General features: G+C 36.9%; 14 protein-coding genes. 8 read left to right on the top strand and 6 right to left on the bottom strand.

Going from position 1 to position 16,060, the window contains the following annotated elements; genetic code table 11:
- Positions 1-150: 150 nt before the first annotated feature.
- The 3 genes from J7K93_09475 to J7K93_09465 are packed head-to-tail and all read right to left on the bottom strand — an operon-like array spanning position 151 to position 2,708.
- Positions 151-516 carry a response regulator gene (locus tag J7K93_09475; protein MCD6117233.1) on the bottom strand — a complete coding sequence of 122 codons (366 nt, stop codon included), beginning with the start codon at positions 514-516 and terminating at the stop codon, positions 151-153.
- Complete coding sequence (locus tag J7K93_09470) at positions 513-848, bottom strand: STAS domain-containing protein (protein MCD6117232.1); 336 nt, start codon at positions 846-848, stop codon at positions 513-515. The genes J7K93_09475 and J7K93_09470 overlap by 4 nt, the downstream gene beginning before the upstream one ends.
- A gap of 57 nt (positions 849-905) precedes the next feature.
- A complete protein-coding gene (locus J7K93_09465) occupies positions 906-2,708 on the bottom strand; it encodes a methyl-accepting chemotaxis protein (GenBank protein MCD6117231.1) in 1,803 nt (600 codons plus the stop codon).
- 554 nt (positions 2,709-3,262) lie between these two features.
- Here J7K93_09465 and J7K93_09460 point away from each other — a divergent pair.
- On the top strand, positions 3,263-3,595 hold the full coding sequence (locus J7K93_09460; protein MCD6117230.1) for a hypothetical protein: 333 nt from the start codon (positions 3,263-3,265) through the stop codon (positions 3,593-3,595).
- Entirely contained in the window at positions 3,550-4,611 is a 1,062-nt protein-coding gene (locus J7K93_09455; GenBank protein ID MCD6117229.1) for a transposase, read from the top strand. Before J7K93_09460 ends, J7K93_09455 begins: the two co-directional genes overlap by 46 nt.
- Positions 4,612-4,705: 94 nt before the next feature.
- Here J7K93_09455 and J7K93_09450 read toward each other — a convergent pair whose 3' ends face one another.
- Genes J7K93_09450 through J7K93_09440 form a run of 3 tightly spaced genes read right to left on the bottom strand, consistent with a single transcriptional unit; the run spans position 4,706 to position 9,561 of the window.
- Positions 4,706-5,857: a response regulator gene (locus J7K93_09450; protein ID MCD6117228.1), complete on the bottom strand. Its 1,152-nt coding sequence runs from the start codon at positions 5,855-5,857 to the stop codon at positions 4,706-4,708.
- On the bottom strand, positions 5,854-7,056 hold the full coding sequence (locus J7K93_09445; GenBank protein MCD6117227.1) for an HDOD domain-containing protein: 1,203 nt from the start codon (positions 7,054-7,056) through the stop codon (positions 5,854-5,856). The genes J7K93_09450 and J7K93_09445 overlap by 4 nt, the downstream gene beginning before the upstream one ends.
- Before the next feature lie 27 nt (positions 7,057-7,083).
- Entirely contained in the window at positions 7,084-9,561 is a 2,478-nt protein-coding gene (locus J7K93_09440) for a PAS domain S-box protein (protein ID MCD6117226.1), read from the bottom strand.
- Positions 9,562-10,187: 626 nt separating this feature from the next.
- Between J7K93_09440 and J7K93_09435 the strand changes: the two genes are divergently transcribed.
- From J7K93_09435 to J7K93_09410, 6 genes are all read left to right on the top strand, one after another.
- A complete protein-coding gene (locus J7K93_09435; protein ID MCD6117225.1) occupies positions 10,188-11,213 on the top strand; it encodes a 4Fe-4S dicluster domain-containing protein in 1,026 nt (341 codons plus the stop codon).
- Positions 11,210-12,073: an FAD/NAD(P)-binding protein gene (locus J7K93_09430; GenBank protein MCD6117224.1), complete on the top strand. Its 864-nt coding sequence runs from the start codon at positions 11,210-11,212 to the stop codon at positions 12,071-12,073. Before J7K93_09435 ends, J7K93_09430 begins: the two co-directional genes overlap by 4 nt.
- 17 nt (positions 12,074-12,090) lie before the next feature.
- Positions 12,091-12,870 carry a hypothetical protein gene (locus J7K93_09425; GenBank protein MCD6117223.1) on the top strand — a complete coding sequence of 260 codons (780 nt, stop codon included), beginning with the start codon at positions 12,091-12,093 and terminating at the stop codon, positions 12,868-12,870.
- A gap of 1 nt (position 12,871) precedes the next feature.
- Positions 12,872-14,158 (top strand): Ni/Fe hydrogenase subunit alpha, encoded by a 1,287-nt coding sequence (locus J7K93_09420; GenBank protein ID MCD6117222.1) that lies wholly within the window; start codon positions 12,872-12,874, stop codon positions 14,156-14,158.
- On the top strand, positions 14,148-14,657 hold the full coding sequence (locus J7K93_09415) for a hydrogenase maturation protease (GenBank protein MCD6117221.1): 510 nt from the start codon (positions 14,148-14,150) through the stop codon (positions 14,655-14,657). The genes J7K93_09420 and J7K93_09415 overlap by 11 nt, the downstream gene beginning before the upstream one ends.
- Positions 14,658-15,043: 386 nt before the next feature.
- Positions 15,044-16,051, top strand: coding sequence for a 4Fe-4S dicluster domain-containing protein (locus J7K93_09410; protein ID MCD6117220.1), 1,008 nt, complete (start codon positions 15,044-15,046; stop codon positions 16,049-16,051).
- Positions 16,052-16,060: the final 9 nt, after the last annotated feature.

The raw sequence follows: 16,060 nt of genomic DNA, 5'->3' as shown, positions 1-16,060 counted from the left end.
TAATAGTATGTATTGCACGGAAAATTCGTCCGATCAGTTCTGTATCATAAGGATTTTCCTCAAGTTCAAGCAATGAAGATTCCAAATCTTCAAGAAGATCCGTGGCCTCTTCAAGAAAAGCAGCACGTCCTCTTTCTAATGCATTTGTGCTCATCCTAGTACCTTCTTTACTACTTTTAAAAGTTGTTCTGGTTTAAATGGTTTTACAATCCATCCTGTTGCGCCAGCCTCTTTACCTGCCTGTTTTTTATCAGCTTGTGATTCGGTTGTAAGCATGATAATTGGAATGAATTTAAATTCTGGCATAGAGCGCACTTTTTTTATTAAACTTATGCCATCCAGTTTGGGCATATTCAGGTCAACAAGCATCATATGTACACCTGAACCAGTCAATGCCTGAAGTGCATCTTCACCATCACAAGCCTCCATTACACCATAACCGGCATCTTCCAGAGTAAATTTTACCATCTGCCTTATACTTGCAGAATCATCAACTGTCATAATCTTCTTACTCACTTTTCAGATACTCCTTTCCATAAACAGCTTTTCTCAATGTTATTGCTGCAGCCTATACAATTGAGGAATCCGGCGGACTCAATTTTCTTCTTCAGAGTATCAGAAAGGGGCTGGGTAAGGGTAATTTTTTCCCCCCCGGATGAAAGATGTGCTGCACATAGCAGCTGCATCCCTGCAATATCAATATCTTCAACCGCTCTAATATCAATGACATAGGATTGATCTTTCCCCATTTTTGATAATGATTTTTTAAAAGCGGCTGCGCTGCTAATAAGCAGATCCCCCTCAACTGTGATAATTTTATTCTTATTAACAGACTTAAATTTTTCCATAAATCCTCCCAGAACAGTTGAAATACAACTTATTTTAATTAATAAACCTCAATTCTGTTAAAATAATTCAACATTATCATTGTCTTCAAAGAGTATTGTCTGAGTATCAGTATTGCCATTCATATAGCTGTTATGAATATCATGTTCACTCTGCATAGTATAGTTCTTCTTAAGGTGCTCAATATCTAATACATTAGCATCTTCCCCTTTTATACCCAGTATTTCAAAATTATTAAAAACCATTTTTAAGAGGTCTAAAACTTTGCAAAACCCGTCTTTAAATTTATTATTAACCTCAATATTATCAATAAGGGTTTCAATTCCTATTTTCAGACTTGTAGAGACATTTTCCACTTTTTCCATATTATCAACAGAAATAGAATTAATCTGCTCTAAACCACGGACTGCCTTGTTTAGAGTATACTGAGTTTCATCTACTATAAATTCTGCATTTTTCTGCTCTTTCTCAGAAGTAGGATGCACTGTTACTGAATCGGTTAATTTCTGAATGTGGTTAAGCTTACTTGAAATTTCAAAAACATTTTTTTTAGTTAATAATGACAGCTTCTGAATAGAATCTGCAAGTGTACTTAATGCTGCCCCCTCATCACCAAGGTGAGCAGCATTAATTAGCCCGTTTTGTGCCAGCAGTTCAACTTCTGTACCAATCTCTTCGATGTCTGTAATAAAATCAGTCAGTTCTGAAACACCAATAAGAATTTTTTGTATTACTTTTTTCAAATTAACGCTGGTTTCAATAGTACCGTTCAATGATTCTGAAATATTCATAATGCCCTGTTTAACTGTGCCTAACATGGTAGAGCTGCCCTCATCAGCTGTACGGATAACTGCCTGGACATCATTGCGCATCTCGTTAATTCCAATACTGATGCTTCTGAGGTTTGCAACAATTCGGTCAATGGCATTCAATATTTTTTTTTCTGAATCTTCAAGATGCATCTTCTGCAGCAAGCAGGTCTCTATCAGAACAGTACCAGTCTCCTCATTCCATACATTAAACGCACTATCTCCACCCTCTTGCATAAAGCGGGCTGCGGTTTCAAGCAGACCGTTCTGTTCGATCAGGGTTTTCTGCACATGTTCTATTACTTGCCGGATAATATCATGAAATTGAAGGGATGCGACTACTTCTCCGATTTTTTGTGGGATAATAGCTGCATTATCAGAGAGGTGCTTTGTTAGCTGTAATGAATTTGCCTGCTCTTTTTCTAAAAAGTTTAGATCGTTTTGTAAAGAACCGAGTATATTCTCTGCTTGTTGAAACTGCTTTTCTTTAAGATGATCAATGAATATGAGCTGTTTATCACCAGTCTGATATATTATGTTAGTTTGTCGCTGCATATTTCCCCATTTATCATTGATATCTATAGCCAATTTGTTTACATCATTGACAAGTTTTTCAAATGAGTGGCTGTCCTGATTTAGACGAGCAGCTTCAATCCGGACTGAAATACCGATAAATTTGAATTGTTTAATTATTTTTTTAAATGCATTTAGATTTGAATCAAGCTGTGTTATGATACTCAGAACGGCAGAAAGTAGTTTAGTATTCTGTACGGCTTCACCATTGCTGAACTGCAGATAGTGTCCGATACGGTCAAGAATTTCGTTCAGGTCATTAATTACTTCTCTAATAGTATCACCGGAAAGCGACTCGGCAGATTTCATGGTTAAATTGGAGGCAGCTTTGGCCTCTTTTGAAAAAACTTGGAGTTTCATACCTATATCAAGAAATTCTGATTCAGTTGTACTGTGGAGGGATTCCAGAATCTGTTGTATTTGATTAAGAATATCTATGGTTTCATAAAGTTTAGTAATTTTATCATTTAAATTATTCATTTTTGCTGCTGCATTCTTCAATTTAATCTAAAAAAAACTATAACCCTGAATTTGAATGTAATTTTTAGCTCTGTCAGAAACTATAAAAGGTTCAGTATGAAAATAAGAAAGAGCATATAATCGAATATTTGTTTTTCAAAAAGTCCATAGTTCAACCTACAGAAATTGTACAGGCAACTATTATGCCGGATTACCGCCTGTTGTGTACAAGCATTATTAAAAAAAATATAGTGACATAACATATTGTACTATAAAGAAATGGCTATTTGAAAATAATTTAAAATCATGGGTAAAAGATTTGAATAAGAATTTGTATTTAAGTATTAGCAGGGAATGTTTCCCTGTATCAAGGAAATTATTATCCACTTGACGAATTTTATTCATATAGTATTTTTTGTGTTGTTATGTAGGGTCTACCGAAAAACTAATCTAAAATGAATAAAAACAGTTGATTAAGTTGGGAAAAATGTGTATATTTAAACACCAAAGTGCACGAGAAAATGAAAAAAGCAGCAAAAATGCTTGCACTTTAACCCAAAACTTATGGTGGCTGAATGTACGCACTTTCAATCACGAATGTCAATCAATTAGAATTGTTAAGCTCATTTATGCCTTTTAAAGATCATCTTGATTTAACGAACCGCTGGATAATTCTTGCCGAATTAATCAATTGGCAAGGATTTGAGAAAACATATTCACAGACTTTCAGTCATACAGGCAGACCCGGCATAACCGCTCGTAAGCTGCTTGGTGCTTTGATATTGAAGCACATTCTTTGTATGAGTGATGAAGAAATCACCCTGCAGATTACCAAAATCCCTATCTTCAATACTTCATCGGTTTGGAAGATTTCAGAAGTCGTCCTCCCTTTCACCATACGAGTTTGAGCAATGCCCGAAAACGGCTTGGCGAAAAAGAATTTGATGAGTTTGAGGCGTATATGATAGAATCTCTTGTCCGGGATAAGCTCATAAAACCCAAAGGATTCCATGTAGATGCCACAGTATTTGAAAGCAACATTACATATCCCTATGACAGCGGCCTTCTAAATAAATCCAGAGAATTTTGTGTTACTCAAATTCGTAAACTGAGCAGGATTGTCGGTTGCAAGATTAGAACTTATTGTCGAAAAGCGAAAAAAGAATACCGTTCATTTCAGAAGAAGAAGCGCAAGACAAAAAAAGAGATCCGGCGAATGAACAAATCTCTTCTTCAATATCTGAGGCGGAATATGTCCCAACTGACAGAACTTATCGCAGAAGTGGAAGTAAAAGGGCATATGGTTTCAGGGAAGATTCTGGAAGGTTTTGAGACTGTCGAACATATCTACGCACAGCAAAAAAAGATGTATGCTGACAGAACACATAGTATTGAAGGTCGGATAGTTAGCTTATCAAAGCCTTATGTCCGTCCCATAGTCAGAGGTAAATCGGGCAAGACCGTAGAGTTTGGTATGAAGGGCAATCTGAGTTATGTTGATGGTTTCCTGTTTCTTGATCATCATGATTATGAGAATTTTCATGAAGGAACCAAATTTCAGGAAAGTGTGGAAAAGTTCAGTACACGATTTGATAAAGATCCATTTTGGGCATCAGGTGATCAGATATACGGGACACGTGAAAATCGAATGTATTTAAAACAACGTAAAGATGTAGATGGAGTCGAAATCAAAACGAGTATGAAGCCTCTGGGGCGTCCGAAAACAGGAAAAGCGGCCAATAACAATAAAAGATGGCGGAGGAAGAAACAAAGAGAACGTAACCGGATTGAGGGTGCATTTGGAGTTACCAAGGAACATAATCTCCTCAAGCAAGTGCGTGCCAAGAGGCCTGATACTGAGCTCTCATGGATAAATATGGGGCTGTTGAGCCGTAACTTGGTCACAGCAGCGAGAAGAATCTAATGAGTAATCTGTAATAATCACAATTTACCAGATTTCAAGAACGGGGGTTTATCTGCATATCAAATAAATTAGTTTTTCGGTAGACCCTAAATATTTAATGATGATTTTTTTCAGGCATTAATACCTCAAAAGGTTCTTCAATACCTACATGTCTCGCAAAATTTTGAAGTTTAGCTATTACCGGATATGTTATTTCCTGGCCCTTAGCAGCAAGTAAAATTCCATTATTGGCTTTTATATCATGTAAAGCAACCATACCGTAAATCAAATCTTTAACTCTGACGATTTTCTTTTGATTTAATTCCTGTATAGAGTGATATGATTCAAGCGCTTCCACAATTTTCGGATTATAAATATTAATATCACACTTTAATTCTTCAACAGCATCTTTTTTGGAAATTCCGGAAATTAATTTAAAATCGAAATCTGTGGCAGCTTTTAAAATTTGTGCTCCTGTTGTTTCTGTGTCCTCTTTTCCGGTATCAGAAGTTACAGGGAATTGGGAGAATGGTATATCCTGATTTTTAATGATTGATGCTATTGCTTCCAATCTGGGAATTTTGGACAGAAGGTTGTAACCAATAATAGGATGAGATGAGTACAATCTTTTCTCTTCAGCAGTAAGTTCGATTTGTGAATAGACTTTGTTTAATAAGGACGAAGGAAGGCTTACGCACCCAATTTGGGAAAGCATTGCAGAAACTTCATATAACCATATATTGTGAAGACCCATCTGTTTTACGATATGTCCGGATATTTTTCTTATTCTGCTGGCACGGCTGAATGCTGCAGGATTTACCATGCTGAGGATTTCAACAAGCACCTTTACTGCACCTGTTAATGTTTTTTTTAAAAGCTCCTGTTCTGCGTTGATAAGGCGGTATTGTTCTAATGCTGATTCAAGAGTGGTTACCAATATTTGCTGAGGACAGGGTTTTGTTAAAAACCTGAAAACGCGGCCGTCATTTACCGCGTCAATTGCGGTTTGGATGTCAGCATTGCCTGTAAGCATTATTCTAATTATATTTTTATTGAATTTTCTTACGTGTTGTAAAAAAGTTACTCCATCCATTTTGGGCATACGCATATCTGCGACAACTGCAGCGAAACTATTATTTGTCATCAATTTTTCAAGTCCCTGTTCCCCGTTTTCAGCCGTATCAATGACGAACTTATTGTGCAGGGTTCGTTTGAACGCTGAGAGTATATTTGGATCATCGTCTACAAACAGAATGCTGTTGTTCATTGTCTGTCATCCTTTCGAAGTAGAAAATTTTTATATTCATTTTTAAAATTTGTTAGATTACTTTTAAGATTTATCATTTTAAGGTATTCTGCATTGGGTTTAAATTCTGTCTTGTATTGATTCATATTGTCAAGTAAATCTGTGATATATACAAACGAAAGCGGAGATAATGAGCTGTCTTTACTTTGAAGAGGTGTGTGATGGAATGCCACCGCTTCAATTACCGGATAGGGAAATCCCCATATACCAAGAAGATAGGCTCCTACGCCTGAATGAGTAACACCAAGCTCCTTCTGCTCAATACTGCAAATTAAATCAAAGTTTTTTTCTGCAGGCTGAATGATTTTTTTATACTCTTCGGGGAAATTCGTCACTAATAATAACCTGCCTATGTCGTGCATCATTCCTGATATAAAGGTATAATCGCTTATAATCGGATTTTCTAAAATTTTAGAAGAGATATATTTTGAGAAATTTGCAACGCGGAGGCTGTGTGACCATAACCTGTGTATTGGGAAAAAGTCAAAGCTCTTATTGTCAAACTGAGAAAATATCTTGATTGACAGTACGAGAGAACTTATTGTTTCTAACCCGAGAAGATTCACAGCATTCTGGATAGATGAAATATGCCGCGGCAGGCTGAAGAAAGCGGAATTTACAAGCTGCAGTACTTTTGCAGACATACTTATATCTTCACTTATTATTTCTGCTACAACATTTATTGAAGGCTCGTCTTTTTGAATTTCAGCCATGATATTAGTGTACAGCTCGGGAAGGCTCGGAAGCTGCTGTAAAGAGGAAACAACTGTACGTATCTTTGATGATTGAAGCAGATTCTTTATTGCAAGAACTCGTTCAATTGTTGTTTTTATTGTATCAGCGCTGCATGGTTTTGACAGGTATTGGTGTACAATATTAACTGATTTTAATATAATTTCTCTGTCTGAATGGCCGGATAGAACAATTCTTATTATATCGGGATATCTCTCCTTTACCTGAGTTAATAATTCAAGGCCGTTCATTTCAGGCATACGCATATCAGTAATTAAAACGTCAAAGGGTATACTGATCATCTTTTCAAGGGCAAGTTTGCCGCTCTCAGCGGTCTGTACATTCCAGATACTGTGCATTGGGTACAACATCCTTTTCAGTCCTGAGAGTACATTGGGTTCGTCATCAACGAGCAGTATGTTTTTCATGTTTTTCCCCATACTGATAAAAAGTTACTATGAATCAATAGGGAGTTTAATTTTAAATTCAGTGCCTTCCCCTGGTACAGATACAAAACCTATACTCCCTTTATGTTTCTCCACAATAACAGAGTAGCTTATTGCCAGGCCCTGGCCTGTTCCCTTTCCCACCTCTTTTGTCGTAAAAAACGGATCAAAGACCTTATCTTTTACTTTTTCAGGAATACCTGTTCCTGTGTCCTTAATGGAAATTTCAATATAATTGCCGGCGGGTTTAGTTTTAATTGTAATTTTACCTTTTTTTTCTTCCGAGCTGCCGATTTTATCTGCAATAGCATCTGCTGCATTTACGATTAAATTTAATATTACCTGGTTGAATTCGTCAATATAGCATGGAACAGGAGGAAGCCATTCGTCTAATTGTAAATCAATATCTGCAACATATTTCCATCTGTTTCGTGCTATTGTAACAGTTGTCTCTATTGCTCTGTTTATATCATTTAATGATTTTTCTGTTTCTCCGGGATGAGAAAAGTCTTTCATTGCAGAAACTATTTTTGATATTCTCGCAACTCCGTCAAGTGTCTGATCAATTGCTGTTGGTATTTCATTTATTAAAAAATCAAGCCCTGCTTCGTCTTTAATCTGATGCAGTTTTTCAGCAGCTTGGACAATATCACCACCCGATTTTATTGATTCGCAGAGATTTTCAGTCTGCTCAATTATTTTTGCAAAATTTTTATAAGAATCTTTAAAAAATCTCACATTATCACCAACATATTGGATGGGTGTATTAATCTCATGCGCAATGCCTGATGCAAGCTGGCCTATGGATTGGAGCTTTTCTGCCTGTATTAGTTTAGTCTGCATTTCCATGTATTCCGTAATATCGTGAAAAGAGGAGACAATGCCGTTTAATCGGCCTTCTGCAGAGTAAAAGGCAGATGACGAGATAGTGCATTTAAGCTCTTTATCAGGGGCATGAACAATAACGCCTGTTTGAGTGTATTGAACATTTTTATCACTAATCTGGTAGATAGGGCATTTTAGAGTATTGCATATCGAAGATCGGATCAGCGCATGACATTTTGCTCCGATTGCTTTCTCTCTTGATATGTTAAGTTGTTTTAATAGTGAGTCGTTTATTTTGTATATCTTAAATTGTCTGTCAATAACAATAATACCGTCAATTGCAGTATTAAAGATTCTGTCCGTTTCCTGCTGGGTTTTCCTTAAAATAGCTGCAGTTTTTTTCTGTTCAGCCAGTTTTTTATTAATGGTGTTATAAAGTTTTGCATTATCTAATGCAATGGCTACCTGTGAGCTTATTGTTTCAATTACTTTTTCGTCTTCTTCGGAAAAAGCATTTAATTTATTGCTTTGAATATCAATAACACCGATTATTTTCTTATTGCTGATTATCGGTACGGAAAGTTCTGATTTTGTTTTCTCGTTTGATGTGTTAATATAATCTTTATTTTTTGAAACATCCCTGCATAGTATTGGCACACCGGTTCTTGCTGCTTTTCCGATTAATCCCTCATTTATATTTATCTTCATTTTTGCAGGGAAGACTTTGGAGTGTTCCCCTGATATGGCTTTTAGAACAAGGTTTTCTCTTTTTTTGTCGAATAGAAGAAGCAGAACTCCGTAATAATTAAATTGATTTTTTATTGAATCCACAGTTTCTTTTAAAAGCAGTTCACAATCAAGTTTTCGGCTTAATTTTTTCCCGATATTAAAGATAAGTTCTGCTTCGAATGCCTGCTTTTTTATTTTGTTTTCATTTTTTATCCGTGTTGTTATGTTGTGAATTATGCTGATAAAGGCTTCTTTCCCGTCATAAAGTATTTCATCACTTGTTATGGAAACATCAAGGATGTCTCCGGTTTTTGTGATATGATGATACTCAAATTCATATTCACGATTAGCCATATTGATTCGCTGTTTAACAATTTCCAATTCTTCTTCAGGGTGAAGATTAAACGGGGTCATTTTAATTAATTGGGATTTTGTGTATCCGTATCTTTTTAAAAATGCTTTGTTGCAGTCGAGAATTTTATAGTTGTCTTTTCTGAATATTAAGATAGGATCTGCAACGCTGTTAAACAGATTATAATATTTTTTATCATTTTTGTAAAGTTTTACCTGCAGAATTGAGTTTTCTATTGTGTAGATGAGAATATCTTTTTGTACAGGTTTAATCAATATATTTGTTGAGGTTCTTTTATTTATTGCTTTGGCAGCATTTAGTTCATTTTCTGATGTAGTAATTACTAACGGTATGGTGTGCTTTGCAGAGATTTGATTTATGGCTGTTATGGCATCTATCCTGCCTTTCAGATGAGTATCAATAATAATAAAATCAGGATTTAGTTTATCTGATAATTCAAGGCCCTCTTCTCCTGTTTGGGCTATTTTTAATATTTTATAGCCGTTTTTTATCAGAACGTTTTTAAACTCTAAAGCAGCAATGCCGTCGCTTGAAATAATCAATGCATTTTTTTTAGTCATAATTTGTCGCCAAAAATATTTTTATCAAAATAGTTAACAGCAAATATATTGCCAGGATATTTTTTTAATTTGTATTTATATGTTGTTTATTGTCAATGACTTGTATGCTGCAAATATTTCTATGGAAATCAATAGGATTAATCATACGGGTAATTTCTAATTATAAATGGATAATTATTATCTATTTATACACATGGGTGTTTAATTCCCTGGACCCTGATTAAATAATTTCAAGCAGCATTGAATAAAACTGGCGAACAAATCAGCATGTTGAATAAATATTCAATTATGCAGAAAAAAAGCGTGATAGATAAAATTTTACTTGATATTATAATTAACAATGCTTATAATTAAGACCTTTGTTCAGGTAGAAGACAGGTAAAAACTGTCAGGATTGTAAAAATATTATGATAATTTTCCAGTCAGGATTCTGTTAGATAATTCTATATAGGAGGATTTGATGCAGCCCGTTTTTGTAATTTTCTTGACAATTTCATAAGAAATACTTATCATTATAATAAGTGTTTTAGAGTGAAAAGCAGCAGTGTAAAATAATGATGATTGCAGTAAAGAAATAATAAATAGTAACTAAAATTGCAGTTTTTATTTGTAACTTCGGAGGATTGATGAGAGCTGTTAAACTTAAAAAGAAGGACCTTAATAAGTTCTTAAAGACTATTGAGTTATTCGGAGAACTTTGGGGCCCTGTGAAAAACGGAGAGCACTATTCTCTTTCAAAAATTGATTCATTTTCTGATATTGAGACAAAGGCTCTTAGAACAAAAATTCCCTTTAAAAAGTTATTTGTCCCGCCCGAATTTCCCATGTACAGTTTTTCAAAGGAAGGTATGAAAGAAGAGCTGTCAGACATTCCTAAAAGAGTATTATTCGGATTGCATCCATGCGATATCCATGCTCTTATGATTATGGACAGATTTCATTCCATTAATTTTGAAGATCCATACTACATGGAGCGAAGGCGCAACACTGCGATTATCGGATATTCGTGTGTTCCCGATGATCTTTGTTTCTGTAAGACAACTAACACGAGCAACGTGGAAAAAGGGTTTGATCTTTTTTTTACAGAATTGGGTGATTTTTATCTTGTATGGGTTGGTTCCAGTCTCGGTGATGATATGGTACGCGGCTGTCCGAGAATGATAGGAGAAGTAGTGACTCATGAAGACCTTGAGAAGTACATTCAGTGGAGAAAAGAGAGAGAATCCAAATTTAAGTTAAATATGGATTTTACAGGAATGCCTGGAATTGTGGAGCTGAGTTACGACCATCCCATGTGGGAGGAACTTGGTGAAAAGTGTCTTTCATGCGGTGCCTGTACAATAGTCTGCCCGACATGTTCCTGCTATAATGTGAGAGATGAAGTTGAAATGAACACTGTTGACGGCAGGAGAATAAGGCAGTGGGATTCATGTATGTTTCGTGAATTCTCAATGGTAGCTGAAGGGCACAACTTCAGGGAGGCAAGATCAGAACGTCTTAAATTGAGATTTATTCATAAACTTCAGGCCTTTATCGGCGCATATGATGAGCCTGCATGTGTCGGATGCGGCCGCTGTATTGACACATGCCCGGTAGGTATTGATATCAGAACTGTCGGTATGCGGCTTAAAGGCGAGGAGGTGGAAGTATGACAAATTGTGCATGTGCATCAGAGCCGAGAAATCCGTACACTCCGGAACCTATGCGTTTGATTAGAAGATATCCCTTAACTGAAGATGTTAATTTTTTCCAGGTAAGGGCGGTAGATGTCTCAAAAGCTATAAACCTTAATTACCTGCCTGGCCAGTTCATGATGGTTTCTCTGAATGGCATAGGTGAGGCTCCTTTCAGTATATCTTCCACTCCGTCAAGGCCGGGGCTTATTGAATTTGGTATACGCAGAGTTGGCAATGTTACAAATCATATTTTCAAGATGAAAGAAAATCATATTATGGGTGTGAGAGGCCCTTATGGCAACGGATTCCCTATTGAGGACATGAAAGGAAGGGACCTTGTAATTGTAATGGGAGGACTTGGCGCAGTTCCATTAAGATCTCTTCTTCTTTATGCCCTGGACAACAGGGATCAATTTGGAAAAATTTACCTTCTTCACGGTGCAAAACGTCCTGATGATATGTTATTTAAAGAAGAATTTTTCAACATGATGACCCGTGACGATCTGATCTGCCATCTGACAGTGGATCAGGATGATACAGGAGCCTGGCCGTATGAGACAGGTCTTATTACCAGGCTTTTTGCAAATCTAACTGATATAGATCCCAATAATACCAGTTTTGCAGTGTGCGGGCCTCCGATTATGTATAAATTTGTTGTTGCCGAGATATTAAAATTAAATGTACCAAAACATCAGATACTTATGACTCTTGAGCGGAGAATGAAATGCGGTGTCGGTAAATGCGGGCACTGCAGTATCGGAGGTTATATATATACCTGCCTTGAGGGCCCGGTCTTTTCGTACTGGGACGTAATTCATATGAAGGGTCTCATATAAATTTGAGGAGAAAAAAATTGAGTCAGGAAAAGAAAAATGTTGGTCTGTACGGATTTACAGGGTGTAATGGTGACCAGCTTGTAATTATTCATAGTGAAGAAAAATTGCTGGAATTTTTCCAGACTGCAAATATTAAATCATTTTCACTTGCAAAGAGTGATAATGATGATACGGAATTGGATATTGCACTTATTGAAGGTTCTATCTCCAGTCAGGAACAGGCAAAGCACGTTAAAGAGATAAGAGAACGCACCAAATTTCTGGTTGCAATGGGAAATTGTGCATGTTACGGCGGTATTCAGGCTATGGAGCTCGGCGCAAAAGGATGGGATGAACGGTTTAAGAAGGTTTACGGAGACGGTTTTTTTGAGAACAGGACTCCGATAGAATCCAAACCCATTGATGTATTTGTTGATGTTGATTTTTATATTCCGGGCTGCCCTATTGATGCAACGCAGTTTTTTTATATTTATGCGCATTTTCTCCAGGATGATATGCCTGTGTTTCCGGATTATCCTGTTTGTGCAACATGCAGGTGGAAAGAGAACGATTGCCTGCTTCTAAAGGGGATATTGTGCCTCGGCCCGCTTACTGCAGCGGGGTGCGGGGCTGCGTGCCCTTCACATAATTTGCCTTGTATAGGATGCTGGGGGCCTATGAAGGATGCAAATGTGAGTTCTGAGTTTAATCTGCTTAAAGAAAAAGATTTCTCAATAGAAGAGATAAAACGGCGTTTCCGTATTCATGGTGGAAGCGCAATGATGAAACCTTTAAAGAAAATATTAGGAGTTCTCTAAGATGAGAGAGATTATTGTAGAACCGTTAGCCAGGGTAGAAGGAGAAGGCGGGATTTCGATAAGGATGGACGGTAATAAAATAAAAGATGTTCATTTTGATATATTTGAAGGCACACGTCTTATTGAGACACTGGTTGAGGGCAAGACTCCTGCTGAAGATGTGAGTATTGCGTGCCGGATATGTGCTATTTGTACTATTTCTCACAGATATGCAGCGTTAAGAGGTTTGGAAAAAGCCCTTGGGATTGCAGTGCCTGAAAAAGTACAGCTATTACGCAGTCTGATGCATCTCGGAGAATTAATTGAGAGTAATTCCCTCCATGTTTTTGTACTTGCCCTGCCGGACTTTTTGGGTTACCCGAGTGCAATAGCAATGGCAGAGAAATACGGAGACGAGGTGCTTGGAGCTTTGAGCCTGAAAAAATATGGAAATCACATAATGCAGGTAACAGGCGGCCGTATGATCCATGGTGAGAATCCTACTGTAGGGGGTTTTGGAAAGTTCCCGGATAAAAAGACTCTTCTCGGAATAAAGAGCGAGGCTAAAAAGCAGCTTGCATTTGCCGAGATAGGGTCAGATCTGATCGGCGGGCTGGAGATACCTGATTTTTTTGAGGAAGAGACAACTTATATGTGTTGTGAGCCTGGTGACGGAACATACGGGATTGTAGGAGATCGGATTATTATTTCTGACGGCAGTGTTGTTGATGTTGCAGAATATAAATCACTTACTAATGAACAGTTCTGTGCACACTCTGCTGCAAAGCATTGCCTGTATAATGGAAAGCCTTACAGTGTAGGCGCTTTGGCGCGTATGGTTAATCTGGGCGAGAGGCTTCAGGGAAAAGCAGGCGTTCTATTTAAAAAATATTACAATCCGAGATGGCTCAAAAATCCTGTTTTTAATAACCTTGCTCAGGCAATTGAGCTTGTGTGGGCTCTTGAATTAATTCCGGGAATTGTTGACAAAATGTTGAAGATTGAAGATGACCCTGAGATTGTACTGCCTTCACAATTAGATGGTGAAGGAGTGGGTGCAGTAGAAGCACCAAGGGGAACTCTTTATCACCATTATAAAATGAAAGACGGACTTATTGATAAGGCAAATTTTGTAATTCCTACGGGACAAAATCTTGAAGATGTTGAAAAGTATATGAGAAATGCAGTAGAGGCACTTGTTAAACAGGATGCTGATGATGATAAAATTCGTTTTCAGTGTGAAGTTATTGCAAGGGCATACGACCCTTGTATAAGTTGTTCAACACATTTGGTGAAAATTGAAAGATAATGTAATAAAATCAGCAATTGCAGATATTTTTAATAATCATCACAAGGAATCTGTTGTTATTGTCGGGCTTGGAAACAGAGACAGAAGTGATGACGGGATAGGTATTAAAGCAGCAGAGGCTCTCAAACAGTTTTCTCCTGAAAGAGTTTTCACTGAAGAGGAAAAAAGCGTTGAGAGCCTTGTCTTTGATTTTATTGAAAACAAAGAAATTAAAGCGATTATATTTATTGATGCTGCTGATCTGGGCGGCCTTCCGGGAGAAACAGAGTTGTTTTCAGCTTCTGATATAGATAAGTTTGTTCCGACATTTTCAACACATAAAGTACCGATTACAGTTTTGATGAATATTATAGCAAAACGTGGAATGGATCCGTATTTTATCGGAATTCAACCCGAGACTCTAAAATTTATGGGCAGTATCAGCTCCGTATGTGCAGAAAGTGCAGATTCTATAATTAAATTTATTTCCCAAAATATAAAAATTATCGATTCAGAGTGATATTTTACGAATAAATCGTAAAAAGTAGCGTAAAATATTCTATGGCGGAATATTTTTTTGTTAATAATAAAAAATACTTGACATGATAATTAATAAAACTTATCTTAAATTAAAGTACAGCTGATAATTGTGTTAATCCTGATCCTATTATTCTTTCCATTACGATTCCTACTGGGGCTGAAGATTTAAAATTTGGCTGGTTTCATCTTATTTTTACGTATTGTATTTTAAAAAGTCATTATCATTCATGCAGTAAAAGATTTGAAACAGATTTTAATCCGGGAATTCTTCTGAATTTTTATTTGGTTAGTCTTTTTATTAATGTTCAATGTTATTCAGTTAGTGATTTATTCGGTTTGTTTCAACAAAGACATGGTAATCTTTTTATGGCAGAACGATACTACATAAGCAGAGAATACTGGGCATCTATTTTAAATGTCTGGCTTGAAAAGTTCTTCATTATTGCGCCGAGACGTGAAGAAGGAGGACTTTATTTCCATGAGGTTGACAACAGCAGTATAAATTCTATTATAGTTGATGAAGTGCGGACTGTGCAGCCTTTGAAAAATTATTTATTACCTCCTGTTGAAAATATAATTAAGAAAAACAACAACAAAAATAAGCCATGGCTGTTTTTGGGGGTTAAGGCATGTGATCTTGCTGCGCTGCCAATTCTGGATCAGGCTTTCGGAGGAGATTTCGCAGATCCTCTTTATCAAAGCAGAAGAGAAGAGAGCATTATTGTAAGTGCAGACTGTAATAAACCTTTAAGCACATGCTTTTGTTCTATGGTTGGCGGTGACCCTTTCCCCACAAGAGGGTTTGACCTTAATATTTCAAAAGTGTGGGAAGGTTATGTTGTCGAAATTGGCAGCCTCAGAGGAAAAGAATTGTTGGAAGGGTTTGACAAAGCTCTGAAAGAAGTTGTGAAGGAGGAAAACGAGGCTGTAGAAAAAATGCGGAAACAGACCAGAGTTAAAGTACTGAAAAATAATCGTGATTTTGATTTTAACGGGTCTTATACGGATATTGTTTCAAAAAGCTGGGAATCCGAAGTATATAAAAAACATGTGGAGACTTGTGTCGAATGTGGTGCTTGTAATAATGTGTGCCCTACATGCCACTGTTACATGCTTGAAGATGCAAGCAGAAAAGAATTTGTTAAATTGAGAGGGTGGGATTCATGTCAGTACACTGGTTATGCTGTTACTGCTGGAGGGGGCACTCCGAGGCCCAGGCTTTTTGAACGTTTTCGCAACAGGTATTTTTGCAAGTTTAAGTATCTTGAAGAAAATTACGGCCAATTGGGCTGCACCGGATGCGGACGCTGTATTGAGGCATGTCAGGGGAAAATTGATATGCGTGTTGTTTTAAAAGACCTTGCGGCGAGATAGAGGAAACTT

The sequence above is a fragment of the bacterium genome (genome assembly GCA_021158245.1).
In the GTDB taxonomy this organism is placed as follows: domain Bacteria; phylum Zhuqueibacterota; class QNDG01; order QNDG01; family QNDG01; genus QNDG01.
This window is presented reverse-complemented; position numbering and strand designations above follow the sequence as displayed.